The organism is Streptomyces hyderabadensis (assembly GCF_020404845.1).
Lineage (GTDB): Bacteria > Actinomycetota > Actinomycetes > Streptomycetales > Streptomycetaceae > Streptomyces > Streptomyces hyderabadensis.
The window spans coordinates 97,244-114,402 of record NZ_JAIOJZ010000017.1; the positions used below are offsets into that span (position 1 = coordinate 97,244).

General features: G+C 73.0%; 14 protein-coding genes. 5 read left to right on the forward strand and 9 right to left on the reverse strand.

Features of this window, described 5'->3' with window-relative positions; all coding sequences use genetic code 11:
• Nucleotides 1-19 precede the first annotated feature (19 nt).
• From K7854_RS15710 to K7854_RS15725, 4 genes are all read right to left on the reverse strand, one after another.
• The gene (locus tag K7854_RS15710; RefSeq protein WP_226027115.1) at nt 20-2,113 is read right to left on the reverse strand and encodes a PTS fructose transporter subunit IIABC; all 2,094 of its coding nucleotides are present in this window, start codon (nt 2,111-2,113) and stop codon (nt 20-22) included.
• A 121-nt stretch (nt 2,114-2,234) separates the two neighbouring features.
• Complete coding sequence (gene pfkB, locus K7854_RS15715) at nt 2,235-3,182, reverse strand: 1-phosphofructokinase (RefSeq protein WP_226027116.1); 948 nt, start codon at nt 3,180-3,182, stop codon at nt 2,235-2,237.
• Nucleotides 3,179-3,940: a DeoR/GlpR family DNA-binding transcription regulator gene (locus K7854_RS15720; protein ID WP_226027117.1), complete on the reverse strand. Its 762-nt coding sequence runs from the start codon at nt 3,938-3,940 to the stop codon at nt 3,179-3,181. The genes pfkB and K7854_RS15720 overlap by 4 nt, the downstream gene beginning before the upstream one ends.
• A gap of 193 nt (nt 3,941-4,133) precedes the next feature.
• Nucleotides 4,134-5,714 (reverse strand): MFS transporter, encoded by a 1,581-nt coding sequence (locus tag K7854_RS15725; protein ID WP_226027118.1) that lies wholly within the window; start codon nt 5,712-5,714, stop codon nt 4,134-4,136.
• A 62-nt stretch (nt 5,715-5,776) separates the two neighbouring features.
• Between K7854_RS15725 and K7854_RS15730 the strand changes: the two genes are divergently transcribed.
• Complete coding sequence (locus tag K7854_RS15730) at nt 5,777-6,748, forward strand: helix-turn-helix transcriptional regulator (RefSeq protein ID WP_226027119.1); 972 nt, start codon at nt 5,777-5,779, stop codon at nt 6,746-6,748.
• Between the two features lie 22 nt (nt 6,749-6,770).
• Here the strand turns inward: K7854_RS15730 and K7854_RS15735 are convergent, their stop codons facing one another.
• Nucleotides 6,771-7,379: a TetR/AcrR family transcriptional regulator gene (locus K7854_RS15735; protein WP_264087354.1), complete on the reverse strand. Its 609-nt coding sequence runs from the start codon at nt 7,377-7,379 to the stop codon at nt 6,771-6,773.
• Between the two features lie 671 nt (nt 7,380-8,050).
• Nucleotides 8,051-9,049, reverse strand: coding sequence for a sigma-70 family RNA polymerase sigma factor (locus tag K7854_RS15740; RefSeq protein ID WP_030190975.1), 999 nt, complete (start codon nt 9,047-9,049; stop codon nt 8,051-8,053).
• A gap of 216 nt (nt 9,050-9,265) precedes the next feature.
• Between K7854_RS15740 and K7854_RS15745 the strand changes: the two genes are divergently transcribed.
• A complete protein-coding gene (locus K7854_RS15745; RefSeq protein WP_226027120.1) occupies nt 9,266-9,781 on the forward strand; it encodes a GNAT family N-acetyltransferase in 516 nt (171 codons plus the stop codon).
• On the opposite strand, the gene K7854_RS15750 is transcribed toward K7854_RS15745, so the two are convergent.
• Nucleotides 9,778-10,539 carry a dioxygenase family protein gene (locus K7854_RS15750; RefSeq protein ID WP_226027164.1) on the reverse strand — a complete coding sequence of 254 codons (762 nt, stop codon included), beginning with the start codon at nt 10,537-10,539 and terminating at the stop codon, nt 9,778-9,780. The two genes, K7854_RS15745 and K7854_RS15750, sit on opposite strands and share 4 nt — an antisense overlap.
• Nucleotides 10,540-10,679: 140 nt before the next feature.
• Between K7854_RS15750 and K7854_RS15755 the strand changes: the two genes are divergently transcribed.
• Nucleotides 10,680-11,171 carry a MarR family winged helix-turn-helix transcriptional regulator gene (locus K7854_RS15755; RefSeq protein WP_226027121.1) on the forward strand — a complete coding sequence of 164 codons (492 nt, stop codon included), beginning with the start codon at nt 10,680-10,682 and terminating at the stop codon, nt 11,169-11,171.
• A 99-nt stretch (nt 11,172-11,270) separates the two neighbouring features.
• Here K7854_RS15755 and K7854_RS15760 read toward each other — a convergent pair whose 3' ends face one another.
• On the reverse strand, nt 11,271-12,827 hold the full coding sequence (locus K7854_RS15760; protein WP_226027122.1) for an MFS transporter: 1,557 nt from the start codon (nt 12,825-12,827) through the stop codon (nt 11,271-11,273).
• 206 nt (nt 12,828-13,033) lie between these two features.
• The gene (locus tag K7854_RS15765) at nt 13,034-13,687 is read right to left on the reverse strand and encodes a TetR/AcrR family transcriptional regulator (RefSeq protein ID WP_226027123.1); all 654 of its coding nucleotides are present in this window, start codon (nt 13,685-13,687) and stop codon (nt 13,034-13,036) included.
• A 329-nt stretch (nt 13,688-14,016) separates the two neighbouring features.
• Here K7854_RS15765 and K7854_RS15770 point away from each other — a divergent pair, with 329 nt between their 5' ends.
• On the forward strand, nt 14,017-15,297 hold the full coding sequence (locus K7854_RS15770) for a M6 family metalloprotease domain-containing protein (RefSeq protein WP_226027124.1): 1,281 nt from the start codon (nt 14,017-14,019) through the stop codon (nt 15,295-15,297).
• A gap of 129 nt (nt 15,298-15,426) precedes the next feature.
• The gene (locus tag K7854_RS15775; protein ID WP_226027125.1) at nt 15,427-17,040 is read left to right on the forward strand and encodes an IclR family transcriptional regulator domain-containing protein; all 1,614 of its coding nucleotides are present in this window, start codon (nt 15,427-15,429) and stop codon (nt 17,038-17,040) included.
• Nucleotides 17,041-17,159 lie beyond the last annotated feature (119 nt).

A 17,159-nucleotide genomic window follows, 5' to 3' on the forward strand; every position in this document is an offset into this window, starting at 1 on the left:
CGGGCCGTCGTGGCCTGCCTTACGCGGCCACCGGCTGCTGGGCGCCCGGCGTCGTCGGCGCCGACGGGTCCGCGCCCCCGCCCGGGCCCTGGGCGGCCGTGCCCGTCACCGGCTTGCGCAGGCCCTTGAGGACGATCACCAGGGCCGTGGTGACACAGACACCGGCCGCGATGGCGACCAGGTAGAGCAGCGGGTTGCCGATCAGCGGGACCACGAAGACGCCGCCGTGCGGGGCGCGCAGCGTCGCGCCGAAGGCCATCGACAGGGCGCCGGTGAGCGCGCCGCCCACCATGGAGGACGGGATGACGCGCAGCGGGTCGGCCGCGGCGAACGGGATCGCGCCCTCGGAGATGAAGGATGCGCCCAGGACCCAGGCGGCCTTGCCGTTCTCCCGCTCGGCGGCGTTGAAGAGCCGGCCGCGCACCGTGGTGGCCAGGGCCATCGCCAGCGGCGGGACCATGCCGGCCGCCATCACCGCCGCCATGATCTTCATCGCCGAGTCGCTGGGGCTGGCGACCGCGATGCCCGCGGTGGCGAAGGTGTAGGCGACCTTGTTGACCGGGCCGCCGAGGTCGAAGCACATCATCAGGCCGAGCAGCGCGCCGAGCAGGACGGCGTTGGCGCCGGACAGTCCGTTCAGCCAGTCGGTCATCCCCTCCTGCGCGGACGCGATGGGCTTGCCGATCACGACGAACATCAGGAACCCGACGACCGCCGCCGAGACGAGCGGGATCACCACCACCGGCATGATGCCGCGCAGCGCCTTCGGTATCGGCACCCGCTGGATCGCCAGCACCACCGCACCGGAGATCAGCCCGGCCGCGAGACCGCCGAGGAAGCCGGCGTCGATGGTGAGCGCGATCGAGCCGCCGACGAAGCCGGGGACCAGGCCCGGTCGGTCGGCCATGCCGTAGGCGATGTATCCGGCCAGCACCGGGACGAGGAAGGCGAAGGCCACGCCGCCGATCTGGAAGAGCAGCGCCGCCCAGCTGTCCGCCTGGGTCCACGCGAAGTGGTCCATCACGGAGGGTGCCTTGTTGATCTCGTAGCCGCCGATCGCGAAGCCCAGGGCGATCAGCAGACCGCCCGCGGCGACGAAGGGGACCATGTAACTGACGCCGGACATCAGCCACTTGCGGAGCTTGGTGCCGTAGCCCTCGCCGGACTCGCCGCCGCGCTCGACGGGTGTGGCACCGGCCGCCGGCGCCGCGCCCGGGGACGCGGAGGTGGTCTCGCCGCGGGCCGCCTTGTCGCGGACCTCGCCGATCAGCTCGCCGGGCCGGTTGATGGCCGCCTTGACGCCGGTGTCGACGGTGGGCTTCCCGGCGAAGCGGTCCTTGTCGCGCACGGCCACGTCGTGGGCGAGGATCACGCCGTCCGCCGCCGCGATCACCGCCGGGTCGAGCCGGGTGAACCCGGCCGAGCCCTGGGTCTCGACGACGACTTCGACGCCTGCCTCGCGGCCCGCGTTCTCCAGGGACTCGGCCGCCATGTAGGTGTGCGCGATGCCGGTGGGGCAGGAGGTGACGGCGACGATCCGGAAGGGGCGCTCGGGCCCGGCGGAGTCCTGGCCGGTGCTGCCCGGGGCGGTCTCGGCGGAGGCCGCCGCCGAGACCGCCCCGGTGTCCGCGGTGTCCTCCGTGGTGCCCTCGGGGGTGTCACCGGGCGCCGGTTCCTCCCCGCGGATCAGCGCGGCGGCGCCGGCCGCGTCGCCCGCCGAGCGCAGCGCGGCGGTGAACTCGGCGTTCATCAACTGCCGGGCCAGCGAGGAGAGGATGGTCAGGTGGGCGTCGTCGGCGCCCGCCGGAGCGGCGATCAGGAAGATCAGGTCGGCCGGCCCGTCCGCCGCGCCGAAGTCGACGCCGGCCGTGCTGCGGCCGAAGGCGAGCGTCGGCTCGGTGACGTGCTCGCTGCGGCAGTGCGGGATGCCGATGCCGCCGTCGAGACCGGTCGGCAGCTGCGCCTCACGGGCGGCCACGTCGGCGAGGAAGCCCTCCAGGTCGGTCACCCGGCCCAGGGCGGCCATCCGCTCCGCGAGGGCGCGCGCCGCCGCTTCCTTGGTGTCGGCGGACAGGTCGAGGTCGACCAGATCCGCGGTGATCATGTCGCTCATCGCGGGCTCCTTAGCTCGCGTATCGCCCGGAACGTGGGGTGAGGGGCGGGGACGGGGAGGGGGACGGGGGCACAGCGGTGGCGGCCGGAGCCGTGGGACGGGTCGTGAGCGGGACCGGTGATCACGACGCCGGCTCCTTCAGTACGAGGTTCACGGGTACGTTGGCCGTGACCGTCACGGCGGCCGGGTCCAGGTCGCCCGGCGTCGGCATCACGCTGCCGGGCAGCTGGACGGCGGCGGCGCCGTGCGCGACGGCGGAGGCGAGGGCGCCGGGACCCGTCCCGCCGGCGACGAGGAAACCGGCGAGGGAGGAGTCCCCGGCGCCGACGTTGCTGCGTACGGTGTCCACGCGGGCGGTGCCGAACCAGGTGCCCGCGTCGTCCACCAGCAGCTGCCCGTCGGCGCCCAGGCTGGCGAGTACGGAACGGGCGCCCAGCTCGCGCAGTTCCTCGGCGGCCTTCACGGCGTCGCCGAGCGTGGCCAGCGGGCGCCCGACGGCCTCGGCCAGCTCCTCCGCGTTCGGCTTGACCACGTCGGGCCGCTCGCGCAGGGCCCGCAGCAGGGCCGGTCCCGAGGTGTCCAGGGCGATGCGCACCCCGGCGGCGTGGGCCCGGGCGACCAGGTCGGCGTACCAGGAGGGGGCGAGTCCGCGGGGCAGGCTGCCGCAGCAGGCGATCCAGTCGGCGCCGGGCGACTGCCGCCGTACGGTCTCCAGGAGCAGTTCCCGTTCGGCCGGGGAGAGTTCGGGGCCCGGCGCGTTGATCTTGGTCAGTACGCCGTCGGCCTCGGCGAGCGCGATGTTGGAGCGGGTGGGACCGGTGATCGGCACCGGTGCGACCTCGATGCCCTGCGCGTCGAGCAGGTCGGCGACGAGTGCGCCGGGCGCCCCGCCCAGCGGCAGCACCGCGACGGTGCGCTGCCCGGCGGCGGTCACCGCGCGCGAGACGTTCACGCCCTTGCCGCCGGGGTCGACCCGTTCGCCGGTGGCGCGGACGACCTCGCCTCGGTCCAGGGAGGGCACCTCGTAGGTGCGGTCCAGGGACGGGTTGGGGGTGACGGTCAGGATCATGCGCGTACCACTTCCGTGCCGGCGCGCTCGATGTCGCCCGCGTCCTCGGGGGTCAGTCCGGTGTCGGTGATCAGCAGGTCCACGTCGCCCAGGGCGCCGAAGCGGGCGAAGTGCTCCTGGGCGTACTTGGAGGAGTCGGCGAGCAGCACCACGCGCCGGGCGGCGGTCAGGGCGGCCCGCTTGACGGCGGCCTCGGCGAGGTCGGGGGTGGTCAGCCCGTGCTCCACGGAGAAGCCGTTGGCCGCCACCACGGCCACGTCGGCGCGGATCTCGCCGTACGCGCGCAGCGCCCAGGCGTCCACGGCGGCGCGCGTACGGTGCCGCACGCGCCCGCCGACGATGTGGAGCTGGATGCCCGGGTGGTCGGCGAGGCGGGCCGCGATGGGCAGGCTGTGGGTGACCACGGTCAGCGTGGCCTCCGGCGGGATCGCCGCGGCCATGCGGGCCACCGTGGAACCGGCGTCGAGGATCACCGTGCCCTCGGCCGGCAGTTCCGCGAGGGCCGCCCGGGCGATGCGGTCCTTCTCGTCGGCGGCCGTGGACTCGCGCTCGGCGAGGTCCGGTTCGAAGTCGAGCCGCCCGGCCGGGATCGCTCCGCCGTGCACCCGGCGGATCAGGCCCGCGCGGTCGAGCGCCTTGAGGTCGCGGCGGATGGTCTCCGCCGTCACCTGGAACTCCTCGGCCAGCGACACCACGTCCACCCGGCCGCCGTCCCGGGCGAGCCGGAGGATCTCCTGCTGCCGCTCCGGTGCGTACATGACCGTTCACCTCCGACCCATGCCCGAACCTGTGGTTTCTCTCGGAGGCTACGCCCGGTTTTCCGCAATGTAAACCGGAAGCAGAAACATTCGGACTCAAGCAGGCATGAACGGGCATCGGCGTGAAACAAGGCGGGTCCGGCACCTCCGTGCCGGACCCGCCCCGTCCACGTCCCGTCGCGCGTCCGCGGTCTCAGACCAGCGCGGGCTCCTTCTCCTCCGCCCGGTCCTCCGCCGGACCGCCTTCCACGTGCTGGGCCGGCCGCCCGGGCAGCGCGAACATCAGCAGGAAGATGACGGCCAGCACCGCGGCCACCCACCCCAGCGCGTTCTGGAAGGCGTCCACGTAGGCGGGGCCGATGCGGGCGGGGGTGAGGCGGTCGTCCATCGTGCCGAAGAAGACCACCGACACCAGACCGAGCCCGAGCGCGTTGCCCATCTGCTGCACGGTGTTGATGAGCCCCGACGCCGCCCCGGCGTGCTCGCGCGGCACCTGGGAGAGCACCGCGTCGGTCAGCGGCGCGACGATCAGTCCCATGCCGAGCCCCATCACGGCCAGCGGCAGCGCCATCTGCCAGGACGTGATGGCGAGCCCGTAGCGCCCGGACTCCCAGACGTAGAGGAGCACTCCGGCCGCCATCACCAGCGCGCCGGCCTGGAGCACCTTGCGTCCGAACCGCGGGACCAGCTTCTGCACCGAGATCCCGGCCGCCACCGACACGGCGACCGAGAAGGGCACCCCGGTCAGCCCGGCCCGCAGCGGGGTCCAGCCGAGGCCCACCTGCATGTACAGCGTCCAGACCAGGAAGAAGACGCCGAGGCCGACCCCGAAGACCGTCTGCACGGCGATTCCGGCCGCGAAGCTCTTCACCCTGAACAGGGACAGCTCCACCAGCGGCGAACCGTCCCGCGCGCTCTTGCGCCGCTCGTAGGCGACCAGGACCGCGAGGACCACGACCGACCCGGCCATCGAGAGGTGCCCCCACAGCGGCCAGCCCAGCTCCTCGCCCCGGGTGAGCGGGTAGATCAGCATCAGCAGGCCGAGGGTGACCAGCGCGACGCCGACCAGGTCGAGCCGGAGGGCGCGCGGCGCCTTGGACTCGGCGATGAAGCGGCTGCCGAGGACCAGGCCCGCGATGCCGACGGGCAGGTTGATGAGGAAGATCGGCCGCCATTCGAGCCCGAAGAGGTTCCACTCGGTGAGCAGGGCGCCCAGCAGCGGTCCGGAGACGGCGCCGAGTCCGACGATCGCGCCGAACAGCCCGAAGACCTTGCCGCGTTCGTGCGCCGGGAAGGTGGCGTGCACGATCGACAGGACCTGCGGCACCATCAGCGCCGCCATGCCGCCCTGCAGGACGCGGGAGGCGACCAGCATCTCCGGGTTCACGGCGAGGCCGCACAGCGCCGAGGCCAGGGTGAAGCCGCCGATGCCGACGAGGAAGACCCGCTTGCGGCCGTGGATGTCGCCGAGCCGGCCGCCGGTGATCAGACCGGCCGCGAAGGCGAGGGCGTACCCGGCGGTGATCCACTGGATCTGGCTGAACGAGGCGCCCTCGTCCTGCTGGATCGAGGGGATGGCGATGTTGACGATGGTGACGTCCACCAGGTCCATGAACGCCGCGGTCATCACGATGGCGAGGGCGAACCAGCGACGCCGGTCGCCCGTGGCGGGCACGGCGGGCGAGGCGGGCGAGGCGGGCGAGGCGGGCGAGGCGGGCGAGGCGGACGGAACTGGCGGGACGGGAGCCGGGTCCCGGGTCTGCTTGGAGGTCATGGCAGGAACCTAGGAGGCCAATAGGTCTGATCCTGTCCTAGACCTGCGGCATCCTCGAACGCATGACGACGGACACCCCGGCCCGGCTGCTGACGCTCCTCTCCCTCCTGCAGACGCCCCGCGAATGGCCCGGCGGCGAGCTGGCCGCGCGGCTCGGGGTCTCCCGGCGCACGGTGCGGCGGGACATCGACCGGCTGCGCGAACTGGGCTATCCGGTCCAGGCGACGATGGGCGCCGACGGCGGCTACCGGCTGGTGGCGGGCAAGGCGATGCCGCCGCTGGTCCTCGACGACGAGGAGGCGGTGGCCATCGCGGTCGGGCTGCGGGCCGGCGCGGGCCACGCGGTCGCGGGCCTGGACGAGGCGTCGGTGCGGGCCCTGGCCAAGCTGGAGCAGGTGCTGCCGTCCCGGCTGCGGCACCGGGTCACCACGCTCCAGTCCGCGACCACCCCGCTGACCAGCGGAGACGGGCCGAGCATCGCGCCCGAGACGCTGACCGTGATGGCCTCGACGGTGGCCGGGCACGAGCGGCTGCGGTTCGCCTATCGCGCGGCGGACGGCAGCCAGTCGCGGCGCGTGACCGAGCCGTACCGGCTGGTGTCGACGGGGCGGCGCTGGTACCTGGTCGCCTACGACCTCGACCGGGACGACTGGCGGACGTTCCGGGTCGACCGGGTGAGCGAGCCCTTCGCCACGGGGGCGCGGTTCGCCCCGCGGGAGCTGCCGACCGGGGACGCGGCCGAATACCTGCGGCTTTCGATGCAGCGCCGCACCGACTCCTACGAGATCGCGGTCGTCTTCCACGCACCGGCCGAGGCCGTCGCGCCGCTGCTGCCGCACTGGATGGGAACGCCCGAGCCGGTGGACGGCTGCACGTCGTGCGTCGTACGGGCGACCGTCTCCGGCTCGGTGGAGTGGATCGCGGCCCGCCTCGCGACGTCCGGCCTGGACTTCCGCGTCCGCGAACCGGCGGAACTGGTGGACTGCGTACGGGACATGGGCGCCCGCCTGACCCGCGCGACGGAGCCGGACTGACCGCCGGGGTGTCGTCCGGGGATCAGTCCCGTTCCGCGGGGGCTTCTTCCCAGGTGAACTCCCGCAGTACCGCCAGGTTCAGCAGCGCCTGCTCCAGGGGGCTGCGCGCCTCCTGGGAGGACGACGCGGCCCAGTGCTCCGCCGCGACCCGTACGGCGGCGCCCGCGACCGCGGCCGCGAAGTGCAGCCGGGGAGAGGCGGCCAGGCGTGCGGCAACGTTGTCGTCGCCGCCGGACATCCGCGCGGCCAGCGCCTCCACCAGCCGCCGCTCCGTGGAGTGGCAGACCTCCGCCCACACCTTGCGCAGCGCCGGACTGCCCTCGGCCAGGCGGATGAGGACGCGGGCCCCCTCCCAGGACGGCGCCGACACACCGGCGCCCGGGGTCAGCGTGTGCCGCACGGCGTGTTCCAGGGCCGCGGGCGGGGTGAGTTCGGCCGGGGCCTCGCGCACCGCCCGCACCCAGCGCTCGGCGCCCAGGGCGTAGAGCGGGGCGACCGCCTCCTCCTTGGCGGCGAAGTAGCGGTAGAAGGTGCGCGGGGCGACACCCGCCGCCCGCGCGATGTCCTCGGCCCGGGTGGCCCGCAGGCCCTGGCCGGCGAAGAGGCGGGCCGCCGCCCGGGCGATCTCCATCCGGGTCTCGGCCTTGCGCCGCTCGGTCAGGGAGACCGGCTGGACGGGTTCGACCGGCTGGGCCCGTGCGATCGCCTGCACCCGTCCGACCGCCTGGACCCGTCCGACCGGCTGGATCGGCCCGACCAGATCGACCGGATCGGCCGGCCCCGCAGGATCGACCGGCTCAGCGGGGCCGACCGGTTCGGCCGGGCCGACCGGGCCGGGACCGGGAATCGTTGGAAACGTGCTGCTCACTTCGGCAGGCTATGCCGCTGTGGCAGAATCTGCCATCCGGCGGGCCACCCCGGGGTTCAGGTTCGGGGTGGCCCGCCTCCCCGCCCCTGCCCCGGCTCGCGGCCGGCCCGCTCCCGCACGAGAAGGAGCCGGGCTGCGGCGCCCCGGGGGGAGAGGCGCCGAGCCCGGCTCGGGAAGTCCCGGCGCCGGGGGGAGTGCGTCGGGACGTGGTCCGGTGTGTGCTGCGGTGGTGCCGCGGTGACTCGGTGCGAAGCCGTTGCCCGGCCCCCGGCCAACGGGCCCGAACGTCTTGTTCCCGGCCCCCGCGCGTTGAAGCAGCGTTGTACAGCCATGTTTGCGCGGGCTTCGACCACCGGCGTACGCCCCATCCGCCACGTCACGCCCCCGCGTCACGCGGCGGCCGGACCGCACGGCCGGCCGTCGTCCCCACCGCGCTACGCCGCCGCTTCGAAGCCGGTGTCGCGGGCCAGCTTCTTCAGCTCCAGCAGCGCGTGCTTCTCGATCTGGCGGATGCGCTCGCGGGTGAGCCCGTGCTCCTTGCCGACCTCGGTCAGCGTGCGCTCGCGGCCGTCGTCGATGCCGTACCGCATCTTGATGATCGAGGCCGTGCGCGGGTCGAGGCGGCCGATCAGGTCGTCCAGCTCCTCGCTGCGCAGCAGGGTCAGCACCGACTGCTCGGGCGACACGGCCGAGGTGTCCTCCAGCAGGTCGCCGAACTGGGTCTCGCCCTCGTCGTCCACCGACATGTTCAGCGAGACCGGGTCGCGGGCCCAGTCGAGCACGTCGGTGACGCGCTCCGGCGTCGAGCCCAGCTCGGCCGCGATCTCGGCGGGCTCCGGCTCGCGGCCGTGCTCGCGGTTGAACTCGCGCTGCACGCGCCGGATCCGGCCCAGCTCCTCCACCAGGTGGACGGGCAGCCGGATGGTGCGCGACTGGTCGGCGATGGAGCGGGTGATGGCCTGACGGATCCACCAGGTCGCGTACGTCGAGAACTTGAAGCCCTTGCGGTAGTCGAACTTCTCGACCGCGCGGACCAGGCCGGCGTTGCCCTCCTGGATCAGGTCGAGGAGCGGCAGACCGCTGCGCGGGTAACGGCGGGCGACCGCGACGACCAGGCGGAGGTTGGAGCGGATGAAGACGTCCTTCGCCCGCTCGCCCTCGTCGATCAGGGCCTGGAGCTCCTCACGGGTGGCGTCCGCCCCGGTCTCCTCGTAGCCTTCGAGGACCTGCCGCGCGAACACACCCGCCTCGATGGTCTGGGACAGCTCGACCTCCTTGGCGGCGTCTAGCAGCGGTGTCCGGGCGATCTCGTCGAGGTACATGCCGACCAGATCGCGGTCGGCGAGCTCGCCGCCGTTCGCGCGGACGCTGGTTGCCGAGCCGGAGGTCTCGCCGGTGGCGGACTTACGACGGGCGACGGCACGGGTTGCCATGCGTGCTCCCTTGCGATGGTGGTTCAGCGGGTGGTCCGGTGGACGCTCGGGCGCCTTGCGGGGTTGTCTCCGTTGCCTTCGGTCCCTCTCGGGACTCTCCTCGGGTGCCCTGCATCCGATGGAAACAACGACTGGAATCCGGACAGAATTCCCAACCCGCCCCTCAATTTTTCTGATCATGCAGTACCCTGTGCCGCCACACGAGGAGGGGTGAGGATGCCGGGAACCGCGGAGGTCCAGGTCAGACCGGGAGTCGAGGAGGATCTCAAGCCACTCACCGACCTCTACAACCACTACGTACGTGAGACGCCCATCACGTTCGACACCGAGCCGTTCACCCCGCAGGAGCGCCGCCCTTGGCTGCTCTCCCACCCTGAAGACGGCCCGCACCGGCTGAGGGTTGCCACGGACGCGGACTCACAGGAGATTCTGGGGTACGCCACCTCCAGCCCCTACCGCGCGAAGCCCGCCTACGCGACCTCGGTGGAGACCACCGTCTACGTCGCCCCCGGCGCCGGCGGCCGCGGCATCGGCTCGCTGCTCTACACGTCCCTCTTCGCCGCCCTGGCCGGCGAGGACCTGCACCGCGCCTACGCGGGCATCGCCCAGCCCAACGCGGCATCCGCCCGGCTGCACGCCCGCTTCGGCTTCCGGCACGTGGGCACCTACCGGGAGGTGGGCCGCAAGTTCGGGCGGTACTGGGACGTGGCCTGGTACGAGAAGCCGCTCTAGCCGAACTGCACCGACCGCTTGGCCAGCCCCATCCAGAAGCCGTCGATCACCGACCGCCGCGTGTCCAGCTCACCGGCCGCGTCCGCCGCGCCCATGGTCACGAACAGGGGCGCGAAGTGCTCGGTGCGCGGGTGGGCGAGGCGCCCCGCCGGGGACTTGCGGGCGAAGTCGAGCAGCCCGTCCACGTCCCCGCCCTCCAGGGCGCGCCGGCCCCAGTCGTCGAACTCCGCGGACCAGGAGGGGATGCCGCCCTGGCGCAGCGCGGCCAGGTTGTGGGTGAAGAAGCCGGAGCCGATGATCAGCACGCCCTCGTCCCGCAGCGGAGCGAGCCTGCGGCCGGTCTCCATGAGCCGCACCGGGTCGAGGGTCGGCATGGAGACCTGGAGCACCGGGATGTCGGCCTCCGGGTACATCTCGACCAGCGGCACGTAGGCGCCGTGGTCGAGGCCGCGGTCGGGGACGTCCTGCACGGGCGTGCCGGGGGCGCGCAGCAGCTTGCGCACCGACTCGGCGAGCGCGGGTGCGCCGGGCGCCCCGTAGCGCACCTGGTAGTACTGCTCCGGGAAGCCCCAGAAGTCGTAGACGAGGGGGACGGTCCGGGTGGCGCCGAGGGCGAGCGGGGCCTCCTCCCAGTGGGCGGAGACGACGAGGATCGCCTTCGGGCGGGGCAGGTCCGCGGCCCAGGCGGCCAGTTCGCCGGGCCAGACGGGGTCGTCGGCCAGGGGCGGTGCGCCGTGGCTGAGGTAGAGCGCGGGCATGCGCTCAGGAACTGCGGCGGAGGAGGACGCGGAGGAGGAGGTCACGGCTGCTCCATTACTTGAACTCTCAATCTCTATCCACCGTCAACCTACGCCGATTTTGTTTAATGTTCAAGGAAGCGTTTCGTACAGTGGGACACATGAACGACGAACCCCGTTGGCTCACCGCGGAGGAGCAGCTCGTCTGGCGCTCCTACATCGAGGCCGCCACCCTCCTCGAGGACCACCTCGACCGGCAGCTCCAGCGCGACGCGGGCATGCCGCACGTCTACTACGGCCTGCTGGTGAAGCTGGCCGAGTCACCGCGCCGGCGGCTGCGGATGACGGAGCTGGCCAAGTACGCGAAGATCACGCGCTCCCGGCTCTCGCACGCGGTGGCCCGCCTGGAGAAGAACGGCTGGGTCCGCCGCGAGGACTGCCCCTCCGACAAGCGCGGCCAGTTCGCCATCCTCACCGACGAGGGGTACGAGGTGCTGCGCCGGACCGCACCGGGCCATGTGAACGCCGTACGCCAGGCGGTCTTCGACCGGCTGAGCCCGGAACAGCAGAAGTCCCTCGGCGAGATCATGCGGATCGTCGCCGAGGGACTTCAGCCGAGCGAAGCGGGTGCGGACCTGCCCTGGCTGCGCTGAGCGCGCGGCCGGGGCAGGTCCTGGGGAACCGTGCTCACGGGGCGTCCCCTCCCCGTGGGCACGGGTGGAACGGGGCCCGAGCGGGTACCGGGCCGGGCGTCAGTGGGCGACGACCGGCACCGGCAGCTCGTCCTCGGCCGCCTCGCCCGCACCGGAACCGGTGACGGCCTTGCCGCTGCCCGGCCGCCCGGCGTTGACGAAGGTCAGGGCGATCGCGGCCGCCACGACCAGGATGCCGACGGCGAACCAGATCGCGCTGGTGTAGCCCTGCACCTGGCCCTGCAGCTGGACCAGCTGCTGCTGGGACCGGGAGGTGGCGCCCGCGATGTGGTCGGCGATGTACGAGGTGGTCGCCGAGGCGGCGATCGTGTTCAGCAGCGCCGTACCGATCGCGCCGCCCACCTGCTGCGAGGTGTTGACCATCGCGGAGGCGACGCCCGCGTCCCGCGGCTCCACGCCCATGGTGGCCATGGACATGGCCGGCATGAACGCCGTACCCATGCCGAGGCCGAGCAGGAGCATGCCGGGCAGCAGCACACCGGCGTAGGAGGTGTCGACCTCCAGCTGGGTCAGGAACAGCATGCCGACGGCGGCGACCAGGAAGCCGGGGCCCATCAGCAGCCGGGGCGCGACCCGGGTCATCAGGCGCGTGCCGATCTGCGTGGAGCCCGTGATCATGCCCGCGATCATCGGCAGGAAGGCGAAGCCGGTCTTCACCGGCGTGTAGCCCTTCACGATCTGCAGGTAGTAGGTCAGGAAGAGGAACAGGCCGAACATCGCGATGATGGCCAGACCCAGCGAGAGGTAGATCCCGCCCCGGTTGCGCTCGGTGATCACGCGCAGCGGCAGCAGCGGGGCCTTGACCTTGGACTCGACGATCACGAAGGCCAGCAGCAGCACGGCCGAGCCGACGAACATGCCGATCGTCAGCGCGTCGCTCCAGCCGTTGGACTCGGCGCGGGTGAAGCCGTAGACGAGCGCGACCAGACCGAGGGTGGACAGGATCACGCCGGGGATGTCGAGCGGCGAGCGGTTGCGGCCGCCCTTCGGCTCACGGATGACGAAGTACGCACCGGCCGCGGCGACGATGGCGAACGGGATGTTGACGAAGAACGTCCAGCGCCAGTTCAGGTACTCGGTGAGGAAACCGCCGAGGATCAGGCCCACGGCGCCACCGCCACCGGCGATCGCACCGTAGATGCCGAAGGCCTTGGCACGCTCCTTGGCGTCCGTGAACATCACGGCGAGCAGGGAGAGCGCGGCGGGCGCGAGCAGGGCACCGAAGACGCCCTGGAGGGCGCGGGAGCCGAACATCATCGCCTCGTTGGTGGCCGCGCCGCCGAGCGCGGAGGCGACGGCGAAGCCGGCCAGGCCGGTGACGAAGGTGCGCTTGCGGCCCCACAGGTCGGCTATCCGGCCGCCGAACAGCAGCAGACCGCCGAAGGCGAGGGCGTAGGCCGTGACGACCCACTGCCGGTTGCCGTCGGAGATGCCGAGGTCCTGCTGTGCGGAGGGCAGGGCGATGTTCACGATGGTGGCGTCGAGGACCACCATCAGCTGGGCGAGCGCGATGAAGACCAGCGCTTTCCAGCGGCCGGCGTCCGGGGCGCCGGAGACGCCGGAGACGCCGGAGGCCTTGACGGCTGATTGAGACACGGGGATACCCACTTCGGACTTCGTGATGGAAAAAGACGAGAAAAGGGACGACTGGACCCGCGCCGACGGCCCGCCGTCGGCGGAGGTGCCGACAGCCCGGCGTCGGTGACGGGACTGGTGGTTCTGGTGGTCTGCTGGTTCTGGTGGCGTTGCCACTGGGCTACTTGGCTACTGAGCCACCGCCCGTTGTGGCCGTACTGGCGGTACTACTGGTCGCAGGGCCGGCGCAGGTCCTCCAGGGTCACGGCCGCACCCGGGAGGGCGGAGCGGGCGGGAGCCCGCAGCCCGTCCAGGAACAGCTGCAGATGGCGATGGACGAACCGGTCGGCGCTCATACACCCCGTGCCGGCCGGGGGCCGGCTGAGCTGGGCCGCGGCGATCATCAGATCGCCCACGCCCACGTCACTGCGGAGCTGACCGGCCGCCTTCGCCCGGTCCATGACCTCGGCGACGAGTCGCTCGACCCGTTGGCGCGCCGCCTCCAGGTCGGGGTGGTGCTCGTCGAACGTGCCGGCGATCATCGGGCACAGCGCGCTGATCCGCTCGTCGGCGGAGGCGTGCACGAAGCGCTCCAGCGCCTCGAACGCGTCACCGGTCTCCGCGAGGGCCAGCTCGGCCGCTCGTGCCGTACGGTCCATGACCGAGCAGACGACCTCGCGGACGAGGGCGTCGCGGTCGGGGAAGTTGCGGTACACCGTGGCGTTGCCGACGCCGGCCCGGCGGGCGACGTCGTCGAGGGGCACGTCCGGCCCGTGCTCGACGAACATCTCCCGGGCGGCGACGACGATCCGCTCCCGGTTGCGCAGAGCATCGGCGCGGGGCCGGGCCACCTTGCGCTGATCGGGGATCGCGGTCTGCACGGCGTACTCCTTGGTGTCTGCGGTGTGCTGTCTGTGGTCTGTGGTCTGTCTGTCACGGGTGTGACGACCGGGTTCACGATCCGGGGAGCGAGTCCCCGTTTCACTCGGACACAGGTCTAAACGGGGAAACGATCCCCGGTTATTTCCCGCTTCCGAAGAACTTTCCGGTGACCTGGGTCACACCCGGTTCCGGTCCGTCCCCCGGTCGGCGGCTACCGGCGAGAAACCCACGATCGGCCGCTCCAGCGCGCGCCCGCCCACCCCTCGGCACAGGGTGAGCGCAAGGGTGCAGCCGGTGCCGGGCGGCTGCCGTGGCCGGGGAGGTCCGCATGCAGCCGCCGAGCCGTCGCATACGCCCGCGCCGACTGGCCGCGGCCGGGACCGTCGCCGTCCTGACCCTCGCGCTCAGCACCTCGGCCGGCACCGGCCGGCTCGCACCCGGCACCTCCACCGCGGGCCCCGGCCCCGCCGCCCTCTCCCGCTCCTCCGCGCACGGCCCCTGCATGATCAGCGGCGGCGCCGAGATCCAGATGTCCGAGGGCGTGCCCACCGCCACCGGCTACGCCCGCTCGACCGGCACCGTCCGCGCCCTCAACCTGATGATCGACTTCTCCGACGCGCCCGGCGAGGGCAAGGCGCTCGACCGGTACGCGGAGTTCTTCCCGCAGACCGAGGAATGGTTCCGCACCAGCAGCTACGGCCGCCTCGACTACCACCCGGAGACCCCGATCCGGGACTGGCTGCGGATGCCCAAGTCCTTCGCGGAGTACGGGATAGAGCGCGGCGCCCCCTTCGAACCCGGCTACCGCAAACTGGTCCAGGACCTGGTGGCGGCGGCCGACCCGAAGGTCGACTTCCGCTCGTACGACCTGCTGAACGTGCTGGTCACCCCGAACGCGGGCCCCTCCGCCCTGGACACGGTCCTGTCGGTGACCTTCGCCGGGAACCAGGAGGCCCCGGTCGCCGACGGAGTGCCGGTGGCCAACGCCTCCTTCGTCTACTCCCGCCAGGACGACGGCTCCGGCTCCTACGACGAGACCGGCTACCGCGTACTCCCCCACGAGAACGGCCACGTCTTCGGCCTCCCGGACCTCTACACCCAGGAGGGCGGCGGGGCCGTCGGCCACTGGGACATCATGAGCGAGGACTGGGGCGCCAACAACGACCTGCTGGGCTGGCACAAGTGGAAGCTGGGCTGGCTCGACCCGTCCCAGGTGCACTGCGCGGCCGCGCCGGGGACGACCGAGTACACGCTCACCCCGCTGGCCCGCAAGGGCGGCGACAAGCTGGTGGTCCTCCCGCTGAGCGGCACCTCCGGCTACGCGGTCGAGCTGCGCACCCGCGAGGGTAACGACGAGACGGTGTGCCGACCCGGCGTACTGATCTACAAGGTCGACGCGGACGTCGACACCGGCATGGGCCCGGTACGGGTCTACGACTCCCGGCGGGACAGCGGCGGCTGCACCCGCAGCCCCAACGTGCACGCCGAACTCTCGGACGCCGCCTTCACCCCGGGCGAGACCTTCAAGGACCCGCGCAAAGGCGTCACGATCAAGGTGTCGGAGAAGGACGCGCAGGGGGACGTGCGGGTGCGCGTGACACGGAAGTGACGGCCCTGGACACGGCGACGGGGAGCGCCACCGGGCGGACGTGACGACGTGAGGACCGTCGACGTGCGGACGTGAGGACGGTCGGGGCTACCGTAGGCGACCTGCCGTGACCGCCGTACCGGAGAGCCGATGCCCGTCCACACCCCGCACCACGCCGCCCCCGACGGGGCCCACGACCGGGCCACCGGCGCGGTGGCACCGGCCGAGGCGGTCACGCCCCTGCTCCGCGGCATCGCCGTACTCCGCCGGCTGACCGGGGCGAGCGACGGCACCCTCAGCCTCAGCGCCCTGGAGAAGAGCACGGGCCTGGCCCGCTCCACGGTCGACCGCCTCACGGCGACCCTCGCCCGCATGGGGTACGTCCGCCTGGACGGCCGCGACGTGACCCTGGCCCCCCGCCTGATGGAACTGGGCAACGCCTATCTGGCCGCGCTCCGCCTGCCCGCCCTGCTCTCCGCCCGCGCCGACGCCCTGGCCGACGAACTGGACGAGTCGGTGTCGCTGGCGGTCGGCGACCGGGACGGCATCCGCTTCATCCACCAGGCCACCCGCCGCCGCGCCATGTCCCTGAGCTTCCGCATCGGCGACCTGCTCCCGGCCGAACGCACCGCCCCCGGGCCGCTGTTCGCCACCGAGTGGACGGACGCCGACTGGCTCCGCTGGCGGGAACGCCGGGCCGCGGACCCCGAGGACCGCACCTTCCCCGCCGTACCGCCCCGTGAACACCCCGCTCCGGACGAGGACTTCGTGCTGCGTACGGCGCGGGCGGCAACGGACGACCACGCACTGGACGACCAACTGATCGAACCGGGCCTGGTGGCGGTCTCGGTCCCGGTCCGGGATCCCGGCACCGGCCGGGTGGCCTGCGTCGCCAGCGTGGTCAGCCACACCAGCCGGCACACCGCACCCGAGCTGCGGACCGCCCTGCTCCCCCGCCTGCGCGCGGCGGTCGCGGCAATGGAGGACGACCTGCGTACCGCCCCGCCCCCGGAACCGGGACCGCCCCGCGCGGGCCTGGCCACCTGGACGGGCGCCTCGAAACAGGAACTGGGCCGGGAGTTCGTGGAGTCCCTCGCCCGCGGCCTGACCGTACTGACCGCCTTCGGCGAGGGCCGCTCCGCGCTGACCTTGACCCAGGTCGCGCAGGCCACCGGCCTGGCCCGCGCGACCGCCCGCCGAGCCCTCATCACCCTCGGCCACGCGGGCCTGCTGACCCCGGCCCCCGACCACACCTTCACCCTCACCCCCCGGGTCCTGTCCCTGGGCTTCCCGCCCCTCTCCCGCACCTCCCTCCCCGAGATCGCCCAGCCCCACCTGACCGCCCTGACCGAGCGCGTGCACGAGTCGGTGTCCCTGGCCGTGCTGTCGGAGTCGGGCGAGGAGATCCAGTACACGGCCCGGGCGTCCACGACCCGCGTCCTGAGCGCCCGCGTCACGGTCGGCGCCCGCCTGCCGGCCCGGGCGACGGCACCGGGTCACGTCCTGCTGGCCCTGCCCGAGGCCCGGTCGCGGGGTTACGCGCTGGTCGACGAGGAACTGGAGGCCGGTCTGCGCTCCCTCGCGGTCCCGGTGCGCGACCGCACGGGTCGGGTGGCGGCGGCCCTGAACGTCGCGATGCACGCGGCCCGCCGAACGGCCGCGGACTGCCGCACCGATCTCCTCCCGGAGCTGTCCCGCACCGCCGCCCACATCGAGGCGGACCTCTCGGTCGCAAGCCGCTTCGTCCACGTCCCGCCGACCTGACCCCGCGCCGGGCCACCGCGGAGGACCTGATCGCCGCGCTCCGGAACCCCGAGGAGTGGGCGACGCGGACGCTCCGGATCACCACCGTGGCCCTGGCCGCCGCCCTCGTCAGCGCCGCC

What these genes read in the sequence shown, in the direction of transcription:
- K7854_RS15710 (WP_226027115.1), bottom strand. Translation starts at nt 2,113, where the DNA reads ATGAGCGACATGATCACCGCGGATCTGGTCGACCTCGACCTGTCCGCC.
- pfkB (WP_226027116.1), bottom strand. Translation starts at nt 3,182, where the DNA reads ATGATCCTGACCGTCACCCCCAACCCGTCCCTGGACCGCACCTACGAG.
- K7854_RS15720 (WP_226027117.1), bottom strand. Translation starts at nt 3,940, where the DNA reads ATGTACGCACCGGAGCGGCAGCAGGAGATCCTCCGGCTCGCCCGGGAC.
- K7854_RS15725 (WP_226027118.1), bottom strand. Translation starts at nt 5,714, where the DNA reads ATGACCTCCAAGCAGACCCGGGACCCGGCTCCCGTCCCGCCAGTTCCG.
- K7854_RS15730 (WP_226027119.1), top strand. Translation starts at nt 5,777, where the DNA reads ATGACGACGGACACCCCGGCCCGGCTGCTGACGCTCCTCTCCCTCCTG.
- K7854_RS15735 (WP_264087354.1), bottom strand. Translation starts at nt 7,379, where the DNA reads ATGGAGATCGCCCGGGCGGCGGCCCGCCTCTTCGCCGGCCAGGGCCTG.
- K7854_RS15740 (WP_030190975.1), bottom strand. Translation starts at nt 9,049, where the DNA reads ATGGCAACCCGTGCCGTCGCCCGTCGTAAGTCCGCCACCGGCGAGACC.
- K7854_RS15745 (WP_226027120.1), top strand. Translation starts at nt 9,266, where the DNA reads ATGCCGGGAACCGCGGAGGTCCAGGTCAGACCGGGAGTCGAGGAGGAT.
- K7854_RS15750 (WP_226027164.1), bottom strand. Translation starts at nt 10,539, where the DNA reads ATGCCCGCGCTCTACCTCAGCCACGGCGCACCGCCCCTGGCCGACGAC.
- K7854_RS15755 (WP_226027121.1), top strand. Translation starts at nt 10,680, where the DNA reads ATGAACGACGAACCCCGTTGGCTCACCGCGGAGGAGCAGCTCGTCTGG.
- K7854_RS15770 (WP_226027124.1), top strand. Translation starts at nt 14,017, where the DNA reads ATGCAGCCGCCGAGCCGTCGCATACGCCCGCGCCGACTGGCCGCGGCC.
- K7854_RS15775 (WP_226027125.1), top strand. Translation starts at nt 15,427, where the DNA reads ATGCCCGTCCACACCCCGCACCACGCCGCCCCCGACGGGGCCCACGAC.